Genomic DNA, 20,063 nt, shown 5'->3' with positions numbered 1-20,063 from the left:
ATGACCACGACCACCGATCCCGTCATCGAACCCTTCGCTCGCACCGACCGCGCGCCGCGGTCGCGCAGGCGCCTCGCCTTCGTCCACGGCGGCTCGCACTTCCACCTGCAGACGGTCAACGACCCGGCGGTGATCGCCCACCAGCCGGAGTTCCTCTACCTCGGTGACCTCGCGGACGGCGATCTCGACGCGTTCGACACGGTGGTGCTCGCCGACCGCCTTCACCCCGAGCTCGTCCGGCGGCACGCCGAGCAGTTCCTCGCGGTCCCGCAGCGCGGCGGGACGCTCGTCGTGCTCGGTGAGAACGCTGCCCACACCTGGCTTCCGGGTGTCTCGTGGAGTCCGCGTCCCACCAATTTCTGGTGGTGGCTGGAGGGCGAGGACCCGTTGATCCGCACCCGCAACCCCGAGCACGAGGCGTGGGAGTACCTGTCCACCAAGTCCGTGATCTGGCATCACCACGGGCTGCTGCACACCGACGCCGACGTCGTGCCGCTCGTGGTCTCGGAAGAGCCCGACGAGACCGGCTCCCGCACCGACGTCGGGGCGATCCTGTACGAGGACACCGTCAGCACGCCCGGGCGGATCATCGTCACCACCCTGGATCCGACGTACCACCACGGCAACAACTTCATGCCGGGCTCGACGCGGTTCCTGTACTCGCTGCTGAGGTGGCTGGACAACACCGGCAGCTGACCGGGCCGAGACCTGCGCGCGCCGCGCTGGTCTCCCGAAGCCCAGCGCCACGACGAGAGCCGTGCCGGAGAGACGATCTCCGGCACGGCTCTCGTGGTGTGTGACGGGGATGCCGCCGGTTGTGATCTCGCGTCGGGTCGGGTGCGCACCGGCTCGTGGCCGCCGATGTCGCCGCAGGACTCGGACCTGCCGGAACGCCTGATCGGCGCGCCGCACCGGGCATCGACTCGCCATCGAGGATCATCATCGGCTGCACCCGGAAGGAGATGTCGCCGGCAGATTTCGCGGCCCCACGGGAACGGGGACTCACAGCATCGTCGGCGGGCACGTCGTCGTGTGGATCGTCTCGGCGCACCGCAGTCGGAACGGGGATACCTTCGTCCGCATGAGAACACCGGTGTTGCGGATCGCCGCAGGATTGTCGTTGACCCTGGCCGCCGTCGCGGGATGCTCGACCGGCGGTGAGCCGTCGGCGGAGTCGGCACGCGCCGATTCATCCTGGGTCGCCCGGAGTTCGGAGGCGATGGCCGCGCCCGGGCCGACGACGGAGGCGGACGCGACACCCGCCGGGGCCCCGGTGGGCACCGCGACCATGGAGGTGCAGGGGAGCGGCACGGCGGTCATCCGGTACCGCATCAACGGCGGCCCCGAAGAGGTCGAGAGCAACGCCGCCCTGCCGTGGAAGAAGGAGTACCCGGTCTATCCGAAGATCGAGTCGACCGTCAGTGCGGAGGGCCCCGGAGCCGACGGATGCACGATCACGCTGTCCGGATTGATGGTGAGCTTCAAGGCCGAGGCGAATCCCACCTGTGGCTACTCGCACTACGAGTGACTCGCCGACGTGAAATCGCTGCTCCCACCGACGATGCGTCGATCGTGACGTGTGGAGGGAGCAGCGATTGCGCGTCGGTGCGGGGTGAGGACTACGTGCGCTTGCGGCCCCACACCAGATAGGCCGTCGGCGCGATGCCGGCCGTCGTGCCGAGGGCCAGGCCCACACGCCAGGCCGCCTTGGGGCCGTTGATCTCCTCGGGGGCGCGGCTGGAGAGGTCCCGCAGCGCCCAGACGCGGAGGCCGCCGTCGATGGCGGCGACGCCGATGATGGCTGCCTTTGCGGGCGTGGACAGTTCGCTCCAGCTCTTCTTCGTTTTGCTCATGGGCTCAGATTAGCGAGCACTCGCGCCCGAGCAGGATCATCGGCTTGCCGCGAAATGTGCCGACCTGGATTGGTGTCGGCGCAGTCGGAACCGGGGCGTCCGGGGCCGTGTCTACGGGCCTCCCACCCAGGTGTCGCCACCGCACATGATCGCCTTGCCGGACGGGTCCTGCGCCACCCGGTCGACGGCGAGGTCGCACGGATCGCCGATGTTGTGGACGGATCCGTCGTTCTCTGCGTGCTGTGACCACCGGAAACCACCGCCTGCGCCCATGTAGACGCAGACCAGGCTCGTCCCGTTCGCGGCGGTGGCGAACGACCGGGCCTCGGACTCGTGGCAGGGGCCGCCTTCGACGGGGACGGACCCGGCCTGCTCCGGCGTCGGCGCGGGCGCCGCCGGAGGCGGAGGGGTCGATGGCGGCGCGGGTGGGGTGTTGGTCCTCGTCACCGTGACCGGTGTGGGTTCGGCGCGATCGTCCTCGGCACGTCTGGTCGTGAACACGTAAAGGATTCCGATGACGAGCGCGAGGACGAGAACACTCGCGAGTACCGCCAGAACCCAGACCGTGCGTCGGTCGGCCCCGGCGCGGTGCTCGGTGTCGGTCGGAAGGTGTCGTCGGTCGGCGGCTCCGTTGCCCATACCCCTGATTCTCACCGATATCCGGGACAGGCATGCTCGAGAACCATCAGACGAGGCTGCCGGCAGACGACGAGCATGCCGGAAGCCGTTTCTGCGGCGAGCGGAGATCCCCGCGTTCGGCCTCCGTCCGCGCGAAATCCGGGTAGGCGAGGCCGCGACATACGGAAACGCCCCTCCCGATCAGCGCGGATCGGGAGGGGCGGCCGGCGTGGAATCAGGAAGCGTCCTTGATCCGCTGACGCTGCTTGGCGAACATCTGGGACAGGTTGTTCTCGATCTGGGAGTCGACCGACAGCTTCTCGTCGCTGAAGCTGTTGTATCCGACGCCGAACGAGACGCCGCGTTCCTCTCCGTAGACGTAGGTGCCGATCTGGTAGACCTCCACCTCGTCTCCGGCTGCGTCGATCGAGAACTCGCCGAACATGTTGAACGCCTTGTAGTTGCTGTCGATCGGGAGATCGGCCTTCTCCAACTTGACCGCGACCGGGATGTCGCCGCCGTCGTCCTTGAGGGTCAGCGTGAACGAGGAGCAGGCGGCGAGGACGTCGTCGAAGGTGTCGTAGGTGTCGTCGGCGGGCTTGGTCACCTCGGCGCTGTAGGCGTCGAGGCCGAAGAAGATCTCGCCGGAGCTGGGCGTCTCGGTCAGCTCGCGCTGGGCGTAGTCGCCGCCGGACTGCGAGTCCACCAGGCGCGCGCACTTCTCGTTGTCGACGCTGATGTCGTCGTCATCGCCGGACTGGGCGGTGTCGAGCTCGAATTCGCCTGTGATGTCGGGGAATTCGGACTCCGGGAGCAGCATGTCGACGGCCGACGCGGTGGGCACGTCCGGCTCGTCGTCGCCTCCGCCGAGGGTGAAGGCCAGCACCACGGCCACGACGACGATGAGGATCAGGAGGACGCCACCGCCGCCGATGAACCACCACTTCTTGCCGCCGCCCGACGACGACGGCGGTTGCGGGGGCGGGCCGTATGGCTGCTGGCCATAGGGCTGCTGCCCGTACGGTTGCTGACCCGGCTGCGGCGGGTACTGCTGGCCGTAGGGCTGTTGGGCGTACGGCTGGCCGGGCTGGGCACCGAACCCCGGCCCGCCGGCACCCGGCTGTGGACCGGGCCACCCCGGCTGCTGTCCACCCTGCGGGCCCATCTGCGTGGGCTGGTTGGGGTCGTAGGGACTACCCACGGTTGGCTCCTTCTCTCGGCAGGTCACGCGATCGTCCGGCGACGGTCCTCGACTCGGGGAGAGTACCGCGGGCACAAGAGTCTCCGAGGCCGTCCGGACGATTTCCCGGCACCGCCGGCGCCGAGTCGTCGTAGCAGGTCACACCGCTTTCCGTGATTTTCGGACGAGTATTCGCGACGCCGTTTCCGCTCTGTGGGCGAATACCGTATTTCATGCGCTCGAATGAGGATGCAGGCGATATTCGACCCCGACGAAGAACCCCGACCGGCGTGGTCGCGCACGAGCCGAGAGCACGACGTCTGTGTGCGATCGGGTCGATCCCGTCGACGCCGGTGAGCGGATTTCGGCCCGAGGATGTCGCGAACGTGCCTAAGCTGCACTCGGATCGTGCGGCGGCGGGTACACCGGCTCGGCGCCGCCGTACGCGAGCTCACGGGCCGGGTGAGGGAGAGACGATCTGATGGCGAGTACTCCGCGTCGACTACTGGCCGAGTTGTTCGGCACGTTCTGGCTGGTCTTCGGTGGTTGCGGCAGCGCGATTTTCGCGGCGAAGTACGTCGCGAACGCCAGCGAGGACAACGACACCCTGATCCAGCTCGGCATCGGTCTGCTCGGCGTCGCCCTGGCCTTCGGCCTGACGGTGGTGACGATGGCCTACGCGCTCGGTCACGTCTCCGGAGCCCACTTCAACCCGGCGATCACGCTGGGCGCGGTGATCAGTGGGCGGCTGTCGGTCAAGGACCTCCCCGGCTACTGGATCGTGCAGGTCGTCGGCGGTCTTCTCGCCGGCACCGTGCTGTACGTGATCGCCAGCGGCAAGCCGGGCTTCGAGGCGACCGGCAACATGGCGGCCAACGGATACGGCGACCACTCGCCGAACAACTACACGATGGCGGCGGTGTTCATCGCCGAGGCGCTGCTGACCGCGTTCTTCCTCATCGTGGTCCTGGGCGCCACCGACGATCGGGCGCCCGCCGGCTTCGGGCCGCTCGCGATCGGTCTCACCCTGACCCTCATCCACCTGATCTCCATCCCGATCAGCAACACCTCGGTCAATCCGGCGCGGTCGACGGCAGTGGCCTTCTTCAACGGCAACGGCGCCCCGGGACAGTTGTGGCTCTTCTGGGTGGCCCCGCTGCTCGGCGGTCTCATCGGCGGCATCCTGTATCCGCTGCTGTTCGAGGACGGAAAGCTCGCGCTGGGTCGGTCGTCGGAGCCGAACGCGGCCTGACCGCCGGGCATCCGGACCGGCAGCGCCGACGCACTCGGGGCGGGCACCTCGACGGTGGCCCGCCCCGAGTGGTCATCCGGTCAGACCGCGATCAGCGACGGTGCCTCGCGCACGTCGGCCGGCAGGTCTTCGTCGGGGCTGCCGAGACCGAGGTTCTCGCGCAGGGTGGAGCCCTCGTACTCCGTGCGGAAGAGGCCACGGCGCTGCAGCTCGGGGACCACGTAGTCGACGAAGTCGTTGAAGGTTCCCGGTGCCTGTGCGCTGGAGACGATGAACCCGTCGGCCTCGCCGCCGTTGAACGATTCCTCGATCTGGTCGGCGACGTCGGATGCGGTGCCGACGAACTGCGGCAGCAGGACGCCCTGCGCGTACAGCTTGCCGATGTCGCGCAGGGTCAGGTTGTCGCGCTGCGAGAGACGCCGGGCGACGTCGAACAGGCCCTGCGTACCGCCGACCCGGACGTCCTCGACCGGCGCGTCGAGGTCGTAGACGGAGAAGTCGTGGTCGGTGTGCACCGAGAGGGTGATCAACCCCGAGATCGGATCGGCGAGTTCGTTGTGGAACGCCTGCTTCTCGCGGGCGATCGACTCGGTCTCGCCGATGAACGGGATGAACGACGGGAACACCTTGATGTGATCGGGGTTCCGGCCGTGGTTCGACGCCCGCGATTTCACGTCGTCGTAGTAGGCGCGACGCCCTTCGGGGGTCGGGTCGATCTCGAAGATCGCCTCCGCCCACCGGGCCGCGAACTCCTTTCCGGTCTCCGATGATCCGGCCTGGATGAGCACCGGACGGTGCTGAGGCGAGCGCGGCTGGTTGAGCGGGCCGCGGGTTCGGTAGTGGTCGCCGTCGTGGTCGACGGTGCGGATTCTGGACGGATCGGCCCAGATCCCGGACTCCTTGTCGGCGATCACCGCGTCGGGGTCCCAGCTCGACCACAGCTTGACCGCGGTGCGGACGAATTCCTCTGCGCGCGCATAGCGTTCTTCGTGCTCGACATGCGAGTCGAAGCCGAAGTTCTGCGCCTCGGCCTGCGACAGCGACGTGACGATGTTCCAGGCGATGCGCCCACGGGTGAGGTGGTCGAGGGAGCCGAAGATCCGCGCGATCTCGTACGGATGGAAGTAGGTGGCCGATTTCGTCACCGCGACACCGAGGTTGGTGGTCACCGCGGCGATGCTCGCGGCGACGAGAGCCGGGTCGAGGGTCGCCGCGGCCTGGGTGCCGCGACGGAAGGGCTCGGACTGGTCGCCGCCGAAACGCACCGGTGCCGCCAACAGGTCGGCGAAGAACGCGAAGTCGAACTTGCCGCGTTCCAGGATTCGGCCGACGCGGTGGTAGTGCTCCGGCCCGAAATAGTCGGTCGCCGAGCCCGGATGTCGCCAGGCGGCGTGCGAATGGGTGACGGGGGAGGCGATCAGGAAGCCGCCCAGGTGAAGCTGACGAGACATGGGAATCCTTCGGGTCGGAAGTTGCGCCGGACGTCGAGGGGGAGGCCCTCGTGGCGGTGATACCGGTGACCAGTGAAGGTTCTCGATGCCGTCGAGGCCAGGATTGCCGTCAATGTGAACGCAAGGCCGGGGTTCGACGATGCCGCGCTTGACATACAACCAATCAGTTGTATGTTGGAGGTGTGTCCGGAACCACTGGCATCGCGTCAGACGAGGAGGACAGGACCGACGCCCTGTTCCATGCACTGGCGGACCGCACTCGGCGCGACATCATGCGCCGAGTGCTGGCCGGTGAGCATTCCGTGTCGGCGCTGGCCGCGAAATACGACATGAGCTTCGCGGCAGTGCAGAAACACGTCGCCGTGCTGGAGAAGGCGGGCCTGCTGACCAAGCGTCGGCAGGGGCGCGAACAACTGGCGAGCGGCGATGTGTCCGCAGTGCGTTCGGTGGCGTCGATGCTCGCCGAACTCGAACAGGTGTGGCGAGGTCGTATCGCCCGCATCGATGACCTGCTGTCAGCCGAGCAGGCAGATTCCGAGGAAGACCGATCATGCCCGTAACCGATGTGAAAACCGATGTCGATGCCCGTACTCTCACCATCACCGCCCGATTCGCGGCCCCGGTGGAACGTGTCTGGCAGGTCTACGCCGATCCGCGCCAGCTCGAGAAGATCTGGGGCCCACCGGGCTTTCCGGCGACCTTCGTCGACCACGAACTCCGTCCCGGTGGTCGGGTCACCTACTACATGACCTCGCCCGAGGGGCAGAAGTTCCCCGGCATGTGGTTCGTGGACTCCGTCGACGAACCGAGGGAGTTCACCTTCCGCGACGTCTTCGCCGACGAGGACTTCAACCCGATCCCCGACATGCCCGAGTCGCGGAACGTGTACTCCTTCACCGCGGACGGCGACGGGACCGTCGCGACCTATCACGGCGTGTACGACTCGGCCGAAGCGCTGCAGAAGGTTCTCGAGATGGGGGTCGTCGAAGGGGCGAGCGCGGCGATCAACCAGATCGACGATCTGTTGGCGGCCGGCTGACGGTCTCAGATGTTCGAGTCCGTCGGCGGGAGGTCCGAGGGCAGTTCGGCAGCCGGCTCGCTGCCGAACCGCCCCGCCTCCAGGTCGAGTCCCTGGGTGTAGGCCGCCATCGAGATCGAACCGGCCGCGTACCCGTCGACGAGCAGGTCGAGGGGCGACTCGGCCGCCAGGCCGGCGATGTAGAGCAGCGGCAGGAAGTGGTCGGGGGTGGGCACCGCGAGGTCGAAGTCGGGGTGGGCGTCGAGTCGCAGGACGGCGGTGGGGTCGTCCTGCAGGGTCTGCCGTGCCGCGTCGTCGAAGCGGTGGGCCCAGTCGTATCCTTCGTCGGCCCTGCCGAAGTCGACCGCGCGGAGGTTGTGCACGATGTTGCCGCTGCCGACGATCAGCACGCCCTGCTCGCGTAGTGCGTTCAGCTTGCGGCCGAGATCGAAGTGATGTTCGAAGTCCTTGAAGGCGTTGAGTGACAGCTGCAGAACGGGGATCGACGCGTCGGGGAAGGTGTGCACCAGAACCGACCAGGTGCCGTGGTCGATGCCCCAGCTGTCGATGTCGAGGCCGCACCACGTCGGCTTGACCACTTCGCAGACCAGGTCGGCGATCTCGGGGGCGCCGGGCGCGGGGTAGCAGACGTCGAAGAGCTCCTGAGGGAACCCGTAGAAGTCGTGGATGGTGCGCGGGCGAGGCATCGCCGTGACCGCGGTGGCGTTGGTGTACCAGTGCGCGGAGATCACCAGGATGGCCCGCGGCCTGGGCACCGCACGGCCGAGCGCACGCCAGGCCTCGGTGTAGCGGTTGTGCTCCAAGGCGTTCATCGGGTTGCCGTGTCCGATGAACGCGACCGGCATCGTCACCTGCGAACTGGTCATCGAAGCCCTCCGATCACGCTGGATTCCTCGCCGACGACGCTACGCCGTGCCGATGTGCGTCCGACGGCGGATTCGCGATCGCGCGCCCACGGGACTGGAGGCCGCTCGGCACGGTGCCTAGGGTGGGGGCATGGTCGACCGCAGCCCAGACGACGACCTACGGGTCGGGAACCCGGAGCGCGAGCGTGCCGTCGCGCTGCTCAACGACGCCTTCAGCGCCGGCTACCTGGAGATACCCGAGTTCGAGGAACGGTCCGGACTCGTGTACACGGCGAAGACCCGCCGCGACCTGCGCGCGGTCCTGCACGACCTTCCCAACGGCGCGCTGCTGTTCGGAGACCCGCCGGCGCACGTCGCGTCACCCCCTGCGCCCCCGCAGGAACCGTTGCAACTCGACGCGGAATGGAAGGAGATCCGCCGCAAGGGCTCCTGGGACGTCCCTCCCGCGATCCACGCCACCGCGTCGGTGGGCACCATCGATCTCGACTTCTCCGGGGCGCGCTTCGCCGGACCGTCCACCGTCCTGCAACTGCAGGTGTCGGTGTCGACGGTGAAGCTGCGCCTCGGCCCGGACCAGGAGATCCGATACCGGGACCTGCACCTGTCCGGCTGGTCGAAGGTGAAAGACAAGGCAGGGCAACCCGATCGGCCGGGAGGGCCGGTCATCGAGGTCACCGGCTCGGCCTCCGGCACGAGTGCGGTGATCATCCGTCGTACCCGACGGGCCGCCGACGGGTGGACTTGAACCCACGCTGAATGCAAGGGTGTCGTCGACCACACCTCGGTTCGTAGCGTCGGGCCCGTGGCCGAGACGACTGTGAACGACGACGTGGCCGGTGCCCGGAGCGCCGTTGAATCTACTTCTGCGGATTCGGGATCCGCTCGCGCGAAGCCGACCAGACCTCGCCTGCACACCGTGTTGCGCGCGCTGTCGCCGGTCGCGGTGCTCGTGCTCTGGCAGGTCGGCAGCGCGCTCGGCATCATCCCGCAGGACCGCCTCCCGGCCCCGTCCCTGATTGCCGAGGCGGGCTGGGAGGTGTTCTCCAACGGGCATCTCCTCGACGCCGTCGCGGCGTCGGCGCAACGCGTGGCCATCGGACTGGCGATCGGTGTCGCGGTCGGCGTGGGCCTCGGGCTCCTCGTCGGACTGAGCCGCTACGCCGACTCGATCGTCGATCCCAACATGCAGGCGATCCGCGCGCTGCCGCTGTTCGGACTCATCCCTCTGTTCATCCTGTGGTTCGGGATCGGGGAGATGCCCAAGGTGCTGCTCGTGGCGCTCGGCGCCCTGTTCCCGCTGTACCTCAACACGTCGGCGGCGATCCGCCAGATCGACCCGAAACTCGTGGAAACCGCTCGCGTATTGGGGTTTTCGAGGGTCATGACCATCCGGGAACTGATCATTCCGGGTGCGATGCCGCAGATCCTCGTCGGACTGCGCCAGGCGCTGGCGATCGCCTGGCTGAGTCTGATCGTGGCCGAGCAGATCGCGGCCACCTCGGGCCTGGGCTACCTGATCAACAACGCCCGTGACTTCCTGCGCACCGACATCATCTTCTTCGGCCTGATCGTCTACGCCGCACTCGGCTTGATCACCGACGCCATCGTACGAGCCCTCGAGCGCTATACGACTCGATATCAGAACCGTTGACCCGCATGCCCGTTCTCCCGAGCCGGGTTCGTCCGGGCGGTTTCCGCCCGAACGGTCTCCATCCGAACAGTTTTCGTCCGCAGAGTGTCCGACCGAGCAGGAAAGGTCCCGCCATGACCGCCATCGCGACCCGCGACCTCGAGATCACCGCAGGCCCGCCCGAGACCGGACGTGCCGTCGGTCGCCCCGCCGCCGAGGTGCAGAACGCGAGTCTGCGATACGGCGACAACACCGTCCTGCGCGACGTCACCCTGCGTGTCGGCGAGCGCGAGATCGTCGCGCTGATCGGCCGCAGCGGAAGCGGGAAGTCCACGTTGTTGCGGCTGCTCGCCGGCCTGGCCCAGACCGAGACCGGCACCGTCCGCACCGCCGGGTTCCCGGCGGTGTCCTTTCAGGAACCGCGGCTGTTCCCGTGGCGGACGGTGCTCCAGAACGTCGTCCACGGACTCGTCCGTGAGAAGGTCGGCCGGGCCGAGGCCGCCGAACGTGCGCGCCGCACCCTCGAGGAGGTCGGTCTCGCGGACAAGGTCGGGACATGGCCCGGCCGGCTGTCCGGTGGTCAGGCGCAACGCGTCTCACTCGCCCGGGCCCTCGTCGCGCGTCCCCGCCTGCTGCTGCTCGACGAGCCGTTCGGCGCCCTCGACGCGCTCACCCGCCGCACCATGCACGAACTGCTCATCAAGCTGTGGCGCGACAACGGGTTCGGCGCACTTCTGGTGACACACGACGTCGACGAGGCGCTGCGCCTCGCCGATCGCGTCGTCGTCCTCGCCGGCGGACGGATCGTCGAGGACATCGCCGTTCCCGAACCGCGCGCCGGACTCGACGACGCCGTTCCCGAGATCGCCCGTCTGCGAACGCAACTGCTGGCCGCGCTCGGCGTCGCCGACACCGCGAACTGACCCTGTCCACACGCTCGACCCACCGAAAGAGCCTCGATGACGCACACCGACGTGTCCCCACACCCGCACCGACTCCGCCCGCGCCGCAGACGCGTGATGGCGGCCGTGATGGCCGCTGCCGCACTCACATTCGGTCTGGCCGGCTGCGTTCAGCGAGATGACGCCACCGCCGAGATCGCGAACGAGACCGTCGAGGTCGGCTCGCTGTCGGGCCTCACCCTCCGCGTCGGAGATCAGAAGGGCGGCACCGAGGCGCTGCTGCGGGCCTCCGGCGAGCTCGAGAAGCTGCCCTTCGAGGTCGAGTTCTCCACCTTCACCTCCGGGCCGCCGCAGATCGAGGCGGCCACCGCGGGAAAGATCGACTTCGCCGTCACCGGCAACACCCCGCCGATCTTCGGCGCGGCGTCGAACGCGAAGGTCAAGGTCGTCTCCGGGTACGCCAACGACGCCGAGGGCGACGCGATCCTGGTCCCGGGTTCCTCGACCCTCTCCTCGGTCGGCGATCTCGCGGGCAAGAAGGTGGCCGTCGCCAAGGGCAGCTCCGCCCACGGCCACCTGCTGCTCCAGCTCGACAGGGCCGGGTTGACCCTCGGCCCGGGCAAGGACGTCGAGCCGGTGTTCCTCCAGCCGGCCGATGCGCTGTCCGCCTTCACCTCCGGAAACGTCGACGCCTGGGCGATCTGGGACCCGTACACGGCGATCGTGCAGCTCGAGAACAAGCCCAGGACCCTGGTGACGGCCTCGGGGGTGTCCGACGGGTACGGCTTCGGCATCGCCTCCGACCAGGCCCTCGCGGACCCGCGCCGCAACACCGCGGTCCGCGAACTCGTGCTCGGTATCGCCCGCGCGGCGACGTGGGCCCGGGCCAACCCCGACGAGTGGGCGCAGAAGTACTCCGCGGAGGTCGGGATCGACCCCGAGGCGGGCAGACTCGCCCAGGGACGGAGTCTGCGTCCGGCCATCGCACTCGACGACTCGGTCGTCGCATCCCAGCAGCAACTTGCCGACGCCTTCACCAAATCCGGTCAGCTCCAGGGAGATCTGACGTTCGCCGACTTCGTGGACAACCGCTACGACCCGGCCCTCGCGGAGTACTTCGAGCAACCTGCGTCGTGATCGCCGGCGCACGTGCCCCGATCCCGTCCACACCCACACCGACCAACCCGGCCACCGAAGGGAATCGACGACCATGAGCCACTTCCACTGGTTCCTGCCCACAGCGGGTGACAGCCGCGGGATCGTCGGGGCGTCACACGCCTCGGCCACCAAACGGCATCCGCCGGGTTATCGCGCTCCCGAGTTGCCCTATCTGATCGACGTCGCCCGCGCCGCCGACCGGCTCGGTTACGAGAGCGTGCTCACGCCGACCGGGACCTGGTGCGAGGACGCGTGGCTCACCACCGCAGCGGCGGTCACCCACACGCGGCAGTTGACGTTCCTCGTCGCATTCCGGCCGGGGTTGATCTCACCCACCCTCGCCGCGCAGCAGGCCGCCACCCTGCAACGGTTCTCCGGCGGGCGCGTGGCGGTCAACATCGTGACCGGCGGCGACGAGGTGGAACAGCGCCGCTTCGGCGACTGGGTGGACCACGATCGCCGGTACGCGCGAACCGCCGAGTTCCTGGAGATCGTCGAACGCCTGTGGGACGGGGAGACCGTCGACTTCGACGGCGAGTTCTACCGAATCGCCGGCGCGTTCCTCGCCGATCCGCCCGAGACGCGTCCGCGGATCTTCTTCGGCGGCTCGTCGGACCCCGCGCTGACCGTCGCCGCGCAGCACGCCGAGGTCTACCTGACGTGGGGTGAGCCGCCGGCGGTGGCGGGCGCGAAGATCGCCGAGGTGGCCCGCCGCGCCGCCGCCGAGGGCCGAACCCTCGAGTACGGCGTGCGCCTGCACGTCATCGCGCGAGAGACGTCCGAGGAGGCGTGGCGGGTCGCCGACGCGCTGCTGGCCGACATCACCGACGACGAGATCGCGACCGCGTTCGCACTGCACTCGAGATCGGACTCCACCGGTCAGCGGCGGATGGCCGAACTGCACGGCGGACGGCGCGACGCACTGGAGATCCACCCCGGCCTGTGGGCCGGCGTCGGACTGATCCGCGGGGGAGCCGGTACCGCACTCGTGGGCAGCCATGCCGAGGTCGCCTCGCTCATCGGTGAATACGAGGCGCAGGGTTTCTCCCATTTCATCCTGTCCGGGTATCCGCACGTCGAGGAGGCGCACTGGTTCGCCGAGGGCGTGCTGCCCGTGCTGCGGGATCGGGTCGGCGCCCTGGCGTAGCGCCGAACCCGGCCGGGGGAACCCGGTCGTGCCAGGATGTTCCCCATGCTCCTTGCCGAGGCGGGCGCGGCCGATGTGTCGATGATCGAGTCGCTCTTCTGGATCTTCGCCATCGCCGTCGTCTCCCCGCTGCTGTCGAGGTTGTCGCGCGGTTATGTGCCCGACGCCGTGCTGCTGCTGGCGTTCGGGGTCGTCGTCGGTCCGCATGCCCTCGGATGGGCCGGGCGCGACGGGCTGGACATGCTCAGCGAGCTCGGGCTCGGCATGCTGTTCCTGCTCGCGGGCTACGAACTGGACCCGAAGCTCTTGTCGGGCAGGACCGGTCGCGTCGCGCAGGCGTCCTGGCTGATCGGACTGCTCGTCGCGTGGGCGTCGGTGGCCGCGGCCTTCTCGATGGGGCTCGGTCAGGCGGGGTTCACGGCGCACATCGCCATCGCGATCGCCCTCACGTCGACCGCCCTCGGCACCCTCCTGCCGATCCTCAAGCAGGCGGGTCTCGACCGCAGCGTGCTCGGGCGTGCGGTGATGGCCCACGGCGCCGTCGGCGAGCTCGGTCCGGTGCTCGCGATGTCGTTGCTGCTGACCAGCCGCGGCATCGCCGGCGCGATCGTCGTGCTGGTGCTCTTCGGGGTCGCCGCGCTCCTGGTCGCCATCACCCCGGGCGCCGTCCTCTCCCGTGCGCCGTGGATCGGCACCGCGGTCACCCGGATGTCCGGCGGGACCGTGCAGTTGCCGGTCCGGGTGGTGATGCTGCTGCTCGTGTCCCTGATGACCGTCGCCGCCGTGTTCGACCTCGACGTCGTCCTCGGCTCGTTCGCGGCCGGGCTGATCCTGCGCCGGCTCATCGGTCCCGAGCACCCGGAGATCGGAAGGTCGCTCGAGGTCATCGGGTTCGGTGTCCTGATCCCGATCTTCTTCGTCACCTCCGGCATGAACATCGACGTCACCGCGGTCGCCGCCATGCCGGGCACCTGGATGGTGCTCGTCCTGGCCATCGCGGTCGCGCGCGGACTTCCCGTGTGGTTCGGCGCGCGCTTCGTCGACGACGGCCACTTCCTGCGGCACCCGCGGGAACGGACTCGGCTCGCGCTGTTCGCGGCGACGGGCCTGCCGATCATCGTCGCGGTCACCGAGGTCGCCGTCGACTCCGGACTCATGGGTCAGTCGCTGGCCTCGACCCTGGTCGCCGCCGGTGCGACCACGGTCCTGCTGTTCCCGCTGATCGCGCGCCTCATCGGGACAGCCAGTCCGACAACCGGTCTGCCGACCAGGTCGTGACGATCCGGTCGGGATCGATGCCGTGCTCGACGACGCGCCGGGCGCCGAGCACCTTGAACTCCAGCTGTCCAGGGGCGTGTGCGTCGGAGTCGACGGCGAACAGGCACCCGGCGTCGAGAGCGATGCGGATCAGGTCGTCGGGCGGGTCGACGCGTTCGGGACGCGAGTTGATCTCCACGGCGGTGTTGTGCGCCGCGCACGCCTCGAAGACGGTGCGGGCGTCGAAGGTCGACGGCGGACGATGCCCGCGTCCGGACAGCACCCGCCGGCCGGTGCAGTGTCCGAGGACGTGCACCCGCGGGTCCGACGCCGCGGTGACGAGCCGCTCCGTCATGGGGGAGTGGGCCATCCGCAGGTTCGAGTGGACCGACGCGGTCACCACGTCGAGGCGGGAGATCATCTCGTCGGACTGATCGAGTGCCCCGTCGTCGAGGATGTCGATCTCTATGCCGCGCAAGAGCCGGAACTCGCCGGTGTGGTCGTCATTCCACGCGTCGATCACCTCGATCTGGGCGGCCAGCCGCTCGGCACTCAGCCCGTTGGCGACCGTGAGGCGCGGTGAATGGTCGGTGATGGCGAGCCACTCGTGCCCGAAGGCCACCGCGGCGTCGGCCATCTCCTCGACGGGCGCCCCGCCGTCGCTGAAGTCCGTGTGCGCGTGGAGATCGCCGATGATCGCCGCGACCATGTCGTCGGCGCCCCCGGGCGGATGGGGAGCGTCCTCGGCCTGCAGCCGCGAAATGTAGTCGGGCAGTTCGCCGGCGAGGGACTGGGAGATCACGGTCGCGGTGGTCTTCCCGATGCCCTTCACGGACGTGAGGGTTCCGGCGGCGGACCTGGCGCGTAGATCGTCCGGTCCCGTCTGCGCGGCCGCCCGGGCGGCCCGCCGGAATGCCTCCACCCGGTAGCTGCTCTCGCGGCGCTGCTCGAGCAGCCACGAGATGCGGGTGAGCGCCTCCACCGGGTCCACCGGGGGAGACAGGGGCGTCAGCGGCCTCACCGCGGGCTGCCGGGCGTCATCGGGCCGATGGGCGGCGGTGCCGGGCGCAGACGCCTGCCGCCCGGCGCAACGAGTGCGGCCGGGCGGCAGGAGAGATCTGTGGTGTCACGCGTCAGTGCGCGGCCTCGAAGGCATCGATGATGCTCTGGGGGATGCGGCCGCGATCGCTGAGCTCGTAGCCCTCGCGGATGGCCCACTCGCGGATCGCCTTGGTGGTCTCCTTGTTGCGGCCGCCCGACGAGGTCGTCGTGGTCGACGCGCGCTTGGTGGTGCGACCGACCTGGCGCGAGACCTCGAGGTACTTCTGCAGCGAATCGCGGAATTGCTGAGCGTGCTTGGCCGAGGTGTCGAACTCGTAATTCTTGCCGTCGAGTGACCAGCGAACGGTTTCGTACTGATCAAGAACCTTGCCATCGAGATCATCGATGACCTGAACGATTTCCTTCTTTGCCATGAAACGCTTTCCCCTCGATTTGTGTCATGCGACCAGCACGGGATGTGTAAGGCCTATCAAACCTTATCCGCCCCGTATTGATCTTTTTCTCGGTACACAGACTAGCCACGAATGTTGAGCAGCTGCTGAGAACCCCCGCCTAGACCATAAAGTACTCAAATGGATGAGGGAAGCGGAGACACGGCAATTCTCAGCGAGTGGGCTCTGTGCTGGTGCTCGTAGGAAGTGTCGGGCGTGTCCGATCGCGGGATGTGGCGTCGGTGGCCCGGGTTGTGGGCGTGATCGGCGTCGCACCCCGGGTCGAGATATCGGTTTCCTCATCCGAGAGGGGGACGAGATCTTCGGGCGCCCGATCTGCGGAGTAGATGGGCCGATAACCGTCGGGCGTCACCGCGAAACCGGATTTGGAGCGCGATTCGAGGCAGAACAGGCCGACCCTCTCCACCAGGCAGGAGAATCGCGATACGGAAATCGTGTGCCCGTAGTCGACAATCGTGGATCGGTAGAGAACGGGATAGCGATTGGCGCAGGCGCCGCGTTGTGGTCCGTCCGAACTCAGGATCACGTAATCGGAGGCCCACTCACATGCGCCGGAGGTCGCGGTGGGCCGGTTGGCCCGCGAGGAGCGGCCCGCGCCGGCGTCGTCATTGATCCGGCACGCGAGCGCGCCCGTGCCGCTGGTCCCGGTCGAGCAATTGACCGACCGGTCCGGGGTGGAGAAATGGAAGCCCGACGACTCCTGTATCGGCGAATCCGGGGTCACCGCCCCCTGGTGAAAACGGGAATTGTCCACCCGCGGGGCCAGGGCGACGACCCGCCCGATGGTCCAATCCGGGAGATTCTCGGCGCGGTCCTCGCGCGTCGTGCTGCTCGTCGCGGTCGCCGACTCCACCTCGGTGATCGTCGACAACGGGTCGGTCGTCGGGATGACGATTCGCGAAGGCGCGGTGTCGGTGGGCAGGGAACAACCCGCCACGGTCACGAGGGTCGCGGCCGCCACGGTCGCGAACCCGCCGAGAATCCGACCGAAATGGGCAGGCCGCCACGAGCCGGCGGGGAGGGGGAGGCGTACGGGTGGTCTCTGCCGATTTCCGTACCCTTGCATTGTGTCGACCCCCAAGATCGTTCTGTTCTACGTCTTCGTCCCGCTTCCCGATCCAGAAGCCATTCGATTGTGGCAGCAGTCGGTCTGCGAGTCACTAGGGCTGCGGGGCAGGATCATCGTGTCACGGCAGGGGATCAATGCCACGGTCGGCGGCGACATCAGGGACGTCAAGCGCTACGTCCGGGCCACCAAGTCGTATCCGGGCTTTGCCGACGCCGACATCAAATGGTCCGACGGCACGGGTGACGATTTCCCCCGATTGAGCGTCCGGACGCGCCCCGAGATCGTCACCTTCGGCGTCCCGGACGAGATCGAGGTCGACGAGAACGGCGTGGTCGGCGGCGGGGTGCGTCTCGCGCCCGACGACGTGCACCGGCTCGTCGAGGAGCGCGGCGACGAGGTCGTCTTCTTCGACGGCCGCAACGAGATCGAGGCCCAGGTCGGACGCTTCGAGGGTGCCGTCGTCACCAAGGCGCGGACCACGCGCGACTTCGTCCCGCTGATCGAGAGCGGGGCCTACGACCATCTCAAGGACCGTCCGGTCGTCACCTACTGCACCGGCGGGGTGCGTTGCGAGGTGCTGACCGCGGTCATGCGCAAGCGGGGTTTCAACGAGGTCTACCAGCTCGACGGCGGCATCGTCCGCTACGGAGAGCGATTCCGGGACAAGGGTCTCTGGCGCGGATCGCTCTTCGTCTTCGACAACCGGATGAGCATGACGTTCTCCGACGAGGCCGAGGACATCGGTACCTGCGTCGAGTGCGGCGCGTCCACCAGCAATGTGGCCAACCACCCCGACCGGGAGGGTCGGGACCTCGCCGTGATCTGCCCGGCATGCCTGGGCTGAGCGGAGCCCGCCCGTCCCGGCCGCCGGTGCCGGTGATCGTGGTCGCCGGCTTCCTCGGGTCGGGCAAGACGACCCTGCTCAACCATCTGCTCCGCACGGCCGGCGCATCCGGGACCCGGCTCGGCGTGCTCGTGAACGACTTCGGGGCGGTGAATATCGACGCCCTGCTGGTGTCCGCGCAGGCCGACGGCGCCGTCAGCCTCGGCAACGGGTGCATGTGCTGCACCGTCGACGCCGACGGCCTCGAGGACGCGCTGGTGTCGTTGGTGCGGCCGGGCGCGGGGATCGACGCGATCGTCATCGAGGCGAGCGGCATCGCCGAGCCGAAGGCGCTCATCCGCATGGTGGCCGCCCTCGCCGACCCCCGCCTGCGCTACGGCGGGCTGGTCTACGTCGTCGACGCCGCGAACATCGACGCCGTGCGCGCCGAACACCCCGAGATCGACTCGCACATCGCGATCGCCGACCTGATCCTCGTCAACAAGGCGGACCTGATCGCCGACGACGCGCGACGCCGCGTCGAAGCGCTTGTGGGGCAGCTCAACCCGACCGCCGCCGCGATCCCGACGACGCAGGCGCGGATCGACCCGGCGCTGCTGTTCGACGTCGACGAGGCGGCACCCGACGAACCGCGCAGCGGGCAGCTCACGCTCGACGAGCTCCTGCTCGAGGAGGCCGCCGAGTCCCATCACGAGCATCTGCACGCCGGATACGAGTCGGTGTCCTTCCACAGCGGCGAGCCGCTTCACCCGCGTCGGCTGGCGCGCTTCCTGGAGCGCCCGCCCGCAGGGTGTTTCCGGATCAAGGGCATCGTCCATTTCGACGTGCCGCGGTACCGGCAGAAGTTCGTCGTCCACGGGGTGGGCGGATTCATCCGGGTCGAACGTGAGTCCTGGGCCGGGGCGACTCCCGCCACCGAACTCGTCGCCATCGGGCGGGGGATGGATCGGGACGCCGTCCTCGCCGAACTCGAGGGCGTCGTCACGAGAACGGACGACCCGGCAGACCCCAACGGCATCCTGAGTGTGTTGCGGCACGTGCCCGAAACCCCGGATGTGTCGCAGATCACGCGACACGCCGACCCTGATGTCACACTTGGCTAACGAAATCCCGTTCTGCCTGGTCGGCCATTTCGCATTCTCTGTAACTCCTGTTTCACTGTGAAGTCTGTGACCAGTGTGACCAATGTGTCTAACGGGAGGAGTGAGGCGTACGGTCCCGGCCGGGTCGGCTGAGGCCATCGCCTTGAAACGCGGATGTTCCAGAACGTGATGAAGAAGCGCATGATGACGACCGCCCTCGTCGCGGCTGCGGTGGCGTCGACCGTGGTGGCGTCGAACCTGACCGTGGCGCCCGCGCAGGCCGAGCCTGCCCGCGGTACCGCGCTGGCCGGGAAGACGATCTTCCTCGACCCGGGTCACCAGGGGAGCTCCGCCGGGCACAACCTGAACGAGCAGGTCCCCGACGGCCGCGGCGGCAAGAAGGACTGCCAGACCACCGGCGCGACGGGCGTCAACGGAGCCAAGGAGCACACCATCAACTGGCAGATCAGCCAGCTGGTGAAGGCCGGCCTCGAGAGCCAGGGCGCACGCGTGGTGCTCAGCCGTCCCGATGACACCGGCTGGGGCGGGTGCGTCGACGAGCGTGCCGCAGCCGCGAGCCGTTCCGGGGCCTCCGTCGCGGTGAGCCTGCACGCCGACTCGACCAGTCGCGGCGCGGACGCCGGCAAGAAGGGCTTCCACATGATCGTGCCGTCGCTGCCGATCCCGGACCCGACCGTCAACCGCGTCCAATCGGAGCAGGGGCGCAAGGCGTCGGAGATCATGCGCGACGCGTTCCTCGCCGCCGGATTCCCGCCCGCCAACTACGCCGGGGTGAACAACGGCATCCAGACCCGTTCGGACATCGCCGCGGTCAACCTGACCAAGGTGCCGGCCGTCTTCATCGAGATGGGCAACCTGTCCAATCCGTCCGAGGCGGCCGCCCTGTCCGGGCGCGAGGGTCAGGTGAAGTACGCGCTGGCGATCACCGACGGAATCCTGAAGTACGTCAACGGCAATGCGGTGACCGGTACCGGACCCGCGCCGGCGCAGCCGCAATACGACGACGCGAGCGGCCTGGCGTCGGTCATCCCGTTCGTCCAGCAGTTGCTCGCCAGCCAGGACTCCGAGGACGTGCTGCAGCTGTTGTCGACACAGGGCCAGGACGTGTCCGCCCAGGTCCTCAAGGCGATGCTGACGATCCTGTACGGGCTCTTCGACGGGAAGCTGCCGATCGGCTGAG

The 20,063-nt window shown here is 68.5% G+C and carries 22 protein-coding genes; 14 read left to right on the top strand and 8 right to left on the bottom strand.

What is annotated here, in order from left to right; genetic code table 11:
• On the top strand, positions 1 to 696 hold the full coding sequence (locus E1P53_RS01950; RefSeq protein WP_006898720.1) for a hypothetical protein: 696 nt from the start codon (positions 1 to 3) through the stop codon (positions 694 to 696).
• Between the two features lie 385 nt (positions 697 to 1,081).
• Positions 1,082 to 1,528, top strand: coding sequence for a hypothetical protein (locus tag E1P53_RS01945; RefSeq protein WP_006898719.1), 447 nt, complete (start codon positions 1,082 to 1,084; stop codon positions 1,526 to 1,528).
• 91 nt (positions 1,529 to 1,619) lie between these two features.
• On the opposite strand, the gene E1P53_RS01940 is transcribed toward E1P53_RS01945, so the two are convergent.
• From E1P53_RS01940 to E1P53_RS01930, 3 genes are all read right to left on the bottom strand, one after another.
• Entirely contained in the window at positions 1,620 to 1,853 is a 234-nt protein-coding gene (locus tag E1P53_RS01940; RefSeq protein ID WP_006898718.1) for a hypothetical protein, read from the bottom strand.
• Positions 1,854 to 1,964: 111 nt separating this feature from the next.
• A complete protein-coding gene (locus E1P53_RS20635) occupies positions 1,965 to 2,492 on the bottom strand; it encodes a prominin family protein (RefSeq protein ID WP_244941093.1) in 528 nt (175 codons plus the stop codon).
• Positions 2,493 to 2,706: 214 nt separating this feature from the next.
• Complete coding sequence (locus E1P53_RS01930; protein ID WP_131733297.1) at positions 2,707 to 3,672, bottom strand: hypothetical protein; 966 nt, start codon at positions 3,670 to 3,672, stop codon at positions 2,707 to 2,709.
• A 460-nt stretch (positions 3,673 to 4,132) separates the two neighbouring features.
• On the opposite strand from E1P53_RS01930, the gene aqpZ reads away from it, so the two are divergent.
• Entirely contained in the window at positions 4,133 to 4,903 is a 771-nt protein-coding gene (gene aqpZ / locus E1P53_RS01925; RefSeq protein ID WP_131733296.1) for an aquaporin Z, read from the top strand.
• Between the two features lie 80 nt (positions 4,904 to 4,983).
• On the opposite strand, the gene E1P53_RS01920 is transcribed toward aqpZ, so the two are convergent.
• Positions 4,984 to 6,354, bottom strand: a complete 1,371-nt coding sequence (locus E1P53_RS01920) for an LLM class flavin-dependent oxidoreductase (RefSeq protein ID WP_131733295.1) — start codon at positions 6,352 to 6,354, stop codon at positions 4,984 to 4,986.
• A gap of 182 nt (positions 6,355 to 6,536) precedes the next feature.
• Between E1P53_RS01920 and E1P53_RS01915 the strand changes: the two genes are divergently transcribed.
• Together E1P53_RS01915 and E1P53_RS01910 are read left to right on the top strand one after the other, a co-directional pair.
• Positions 6,537 to 6,914 carry an ArsR/SmtB family transcription factor gene (locus E1P53_RS01915; RefSeq protein ID WP_131733294.1) on the top strand — a complete coding sequence of 126 codons (378 nt, stop codon included), beginning with the start codon at positions 6,537 to 6,539 and terminating at the stop codon, positions 6,912 to 6,914.
• Entirely contained in the window at positions 6,905 to 7,393 is a 489-nt protein-coding gene (locus E1P53_RS01910) for an SRPBCC family protein (protein ID WP_131733293.1), read from the top strand. The genes E1P53_RS01915 and E1P53_RS01910 overlap by 10 nt, the downstream gene beginning before the upstream one ends.
• 5 nt (positions 7,394 to 7,398) lie before the next feature.
• On the opposite strand, the gene ygiD is transcribed toward E1P53_RS01910, so the two are convergent.
• Positions 7,399 to 8,238 carry a 4,5-DOPA-extradiol-dioxygenase gene (gene ygiD, locus E1P53_RS01905; protein ID WP_446667201.1) on the bottom strand — a complete coding sequence of 280 codons (840 nt, stop codon included), beginning with the start codon at positions 8,236 to 8,238 and terminating at the stop codon, positions 7,399 to 7,401.
• A gap of 151 nt (positions 8,239 to 8,389) precedes the next feature.
• Here ygiD and E1P53_RS01900 point away from each other — a divergent pair, with 151 nt between their 5' ends.
• The 6 genes from E1P53_RS01900 (at position 8,390) to E1P53_RS01875 (ending at position 14,374) form a co-directional block, all read left to right on the top strand.
• Positions 8,390 to 9,004 carry a DUF1707 SHOCT-like domain-containing protein gene (locus tag E1P53_RS01900; RefSeq protein WP_131733291.1) on the top strand — a complete coding sequence of 205 codons (615 nt, stop codon included), beginning with the start codon at positions 8,390 to 8,392 and terminating at the stop codon, positions 9,002 to 9,004.
• A gap of 84 nt (positions 9,005 to 9,088) precedes the next feature.
• Positions 9,089 to 9,910 (top strand): ABC transporter permease, encoded by an 822-nt coding sequence (locus E1P53_RS01895; RefSeq protein ID WP_371830984.1) that lies wholly within the window; start codon positions 9,089 to 9,091, stop codon positions 9,908 to 9,910.
• 113 nt (positions 9,911 to 10,023) lie between these two features.
• Complete coding sequence (locus E1P53_RS01890) at positions 10,024 to 10,812, top strand: ABC transporter ATP-binding protein (protein ID WP_006898707.1); 789 nt, start codon at positions 10,024 to 10,026, stop codon at positions 10,810 to 10,812.
• Positions 10,813 to 10,908: 96 nt separating this feature from the next.
• A complete protein-coding gene (locus tag E1P53_RS01885; RefSeq protein ID WP_371830983.1) occupies positions 10,909 to 11,928 on the top strand; it encodes an ABC transporter substrate-binding protein in 1,020 nt (339 codons plus the stop codon).
• Positions 11,929 to 12,001: 73 nt separating this feature from the next.
• Positions 12,002 to 13,096 carry an LLM class flavin-dependent oxidoreductase gene (locus tag E1P53_RS01880; RefSeq protein ID WP_131733289.1) on the top strand — a complete coding sequence of 365 codons (1,095 nt, stop codon included), beginning with the start codon at positions 12,002 to 12,004 and terminating at the stop codon, positions 13,094 to 13,096.
• 45 nt (positions 13,097 to 13,141) lie between these two features.
• Positions 13,142 to 14,374 carry a cation:proton antiporter gene (locus tag E1P53_RS01875; RefSeq protein WP_131733288.1) on the top strand — a complete coding sequence of 411 codons (1,233 nt, stop codon included), beginning with the start codon at positions 13,142 to 13,144 and terminating at the stop codon, positions 14,372 to 14,374.
• Here E1P53_RS01875 and E1P53_RS01870 read toward each other — a convergent pair.
• The 3 genes from E1P53_RS01870 to E1P53_RS01860 all read right to left on the bottom strand — a co-directional run bounded on the left by E1P53_RS01870 (position 14,328) and on the right by E1P53_RS01860 (position 16,828).
• Complete coding sequence (locus E1P53_RS01870; protein WP_181954787.1) at positions 14,328 to 15,374, bottom strand: PHP domain-containing protein; 1,047 nt, start codon at positions 15,372 to 15,374, stop codon at positions 14,328 to 14,330. The two genes, E1P53_RS01875 and E1P53_RS01870, sit on opposite strands and share 47 nt — an antisense overlap.
• A 112-nt stretch (positions 15,375 to 15,486) precedes the next feature.
• Positions 15,487 to 15,828, bottom strand: a complete 342-nt coding sequence (locus E1P53_RS01865; protein ID WP_006898701.1) for a histone-like nucleoid-structuring protein Lsr2 — start codon at positions 15,826 to 15,828, stop codon at positions 15,487 to 15,489.
• Positions 15,829 to 16,018: 190 nt separating this feature from the next.
• Positions 16,019 to 16,828 carry a hypothetical protein gene (locus tag E1P53_RS01860; protein ID WP_006898700.1) on the bottom strand — a complete coding sequence of 270 codons (810 nt, stop codon included), beginning with the start codon at positions 16,826 to 16,828 and terminating at the stop codon, positions 16,019 to 16,021.
• A gap of 106 nt (positions 16,829 to 16,934) precedes the next feature.
• Between E1P53_RS01860 and trhO the strand changes: the two genes are divergently transcribed.
• From trhO to E1P53_RS01845, 3 genes are all read left to right on the top strand, one after another.
• A complete protein-coding gene (trhO, locus tag E1P53_RS01855; protein ID WP_131733286.1) occupies positions 16,935 to 17,780 on the top strand; it encodes an oxygen-dependent tRNA uridine(34) hydroxylase TrhO in 846 nt (281 codons plus the stop codon).
• On the top strand, positions 17,768 to 18,883 hold the full coding sequence (locus E1P53_RS01850; RefSeq protein ID WP_131733285.1) for a CobW family GTP-binding protein: 1,116 nt from the start codon (positions 17,768 to 17,770) through the stop codon (positions 18,881 to 18,883). Before trhO ends, E1P53_RS01850 begins: the two co-directional genes overlap by 13 nt.
• A 153-nt stretch (positions 18,884 to 19,036) precedes the next feature.
• Positions 19,037 to 20,062 carry an N-acetylmuramoyl-L-alanine amidase gene (locus E1P53_RS01845; protein ID WP_109237468.1) on the top strand — a complete coding sequence of 342 codons (1,026 nt, stop codon included), beginning with the start codon at positions 19,037 to 19,039 and terminating at the stop codon, positions 20,060 to 20,062.
• Position 20,063: the final 1 nt, after the last annotated feature.

The organism is Gordonia paraffinivorans (genome assembly GCF_900683595.1).
In the GTDB taxonomy this organism is placed as follows: Bacteria; Actinomycetota; Actinomycetes; order Mycobacteriales; family Mycobacteriaceae; genus Gordonia; species Gordonia paraffinivorans.
The sequence above is the reverse complement of the archived record's forward strand: the minus strand, read 5'-3'. Positions and strand labels throughout refer to the sequence as shown.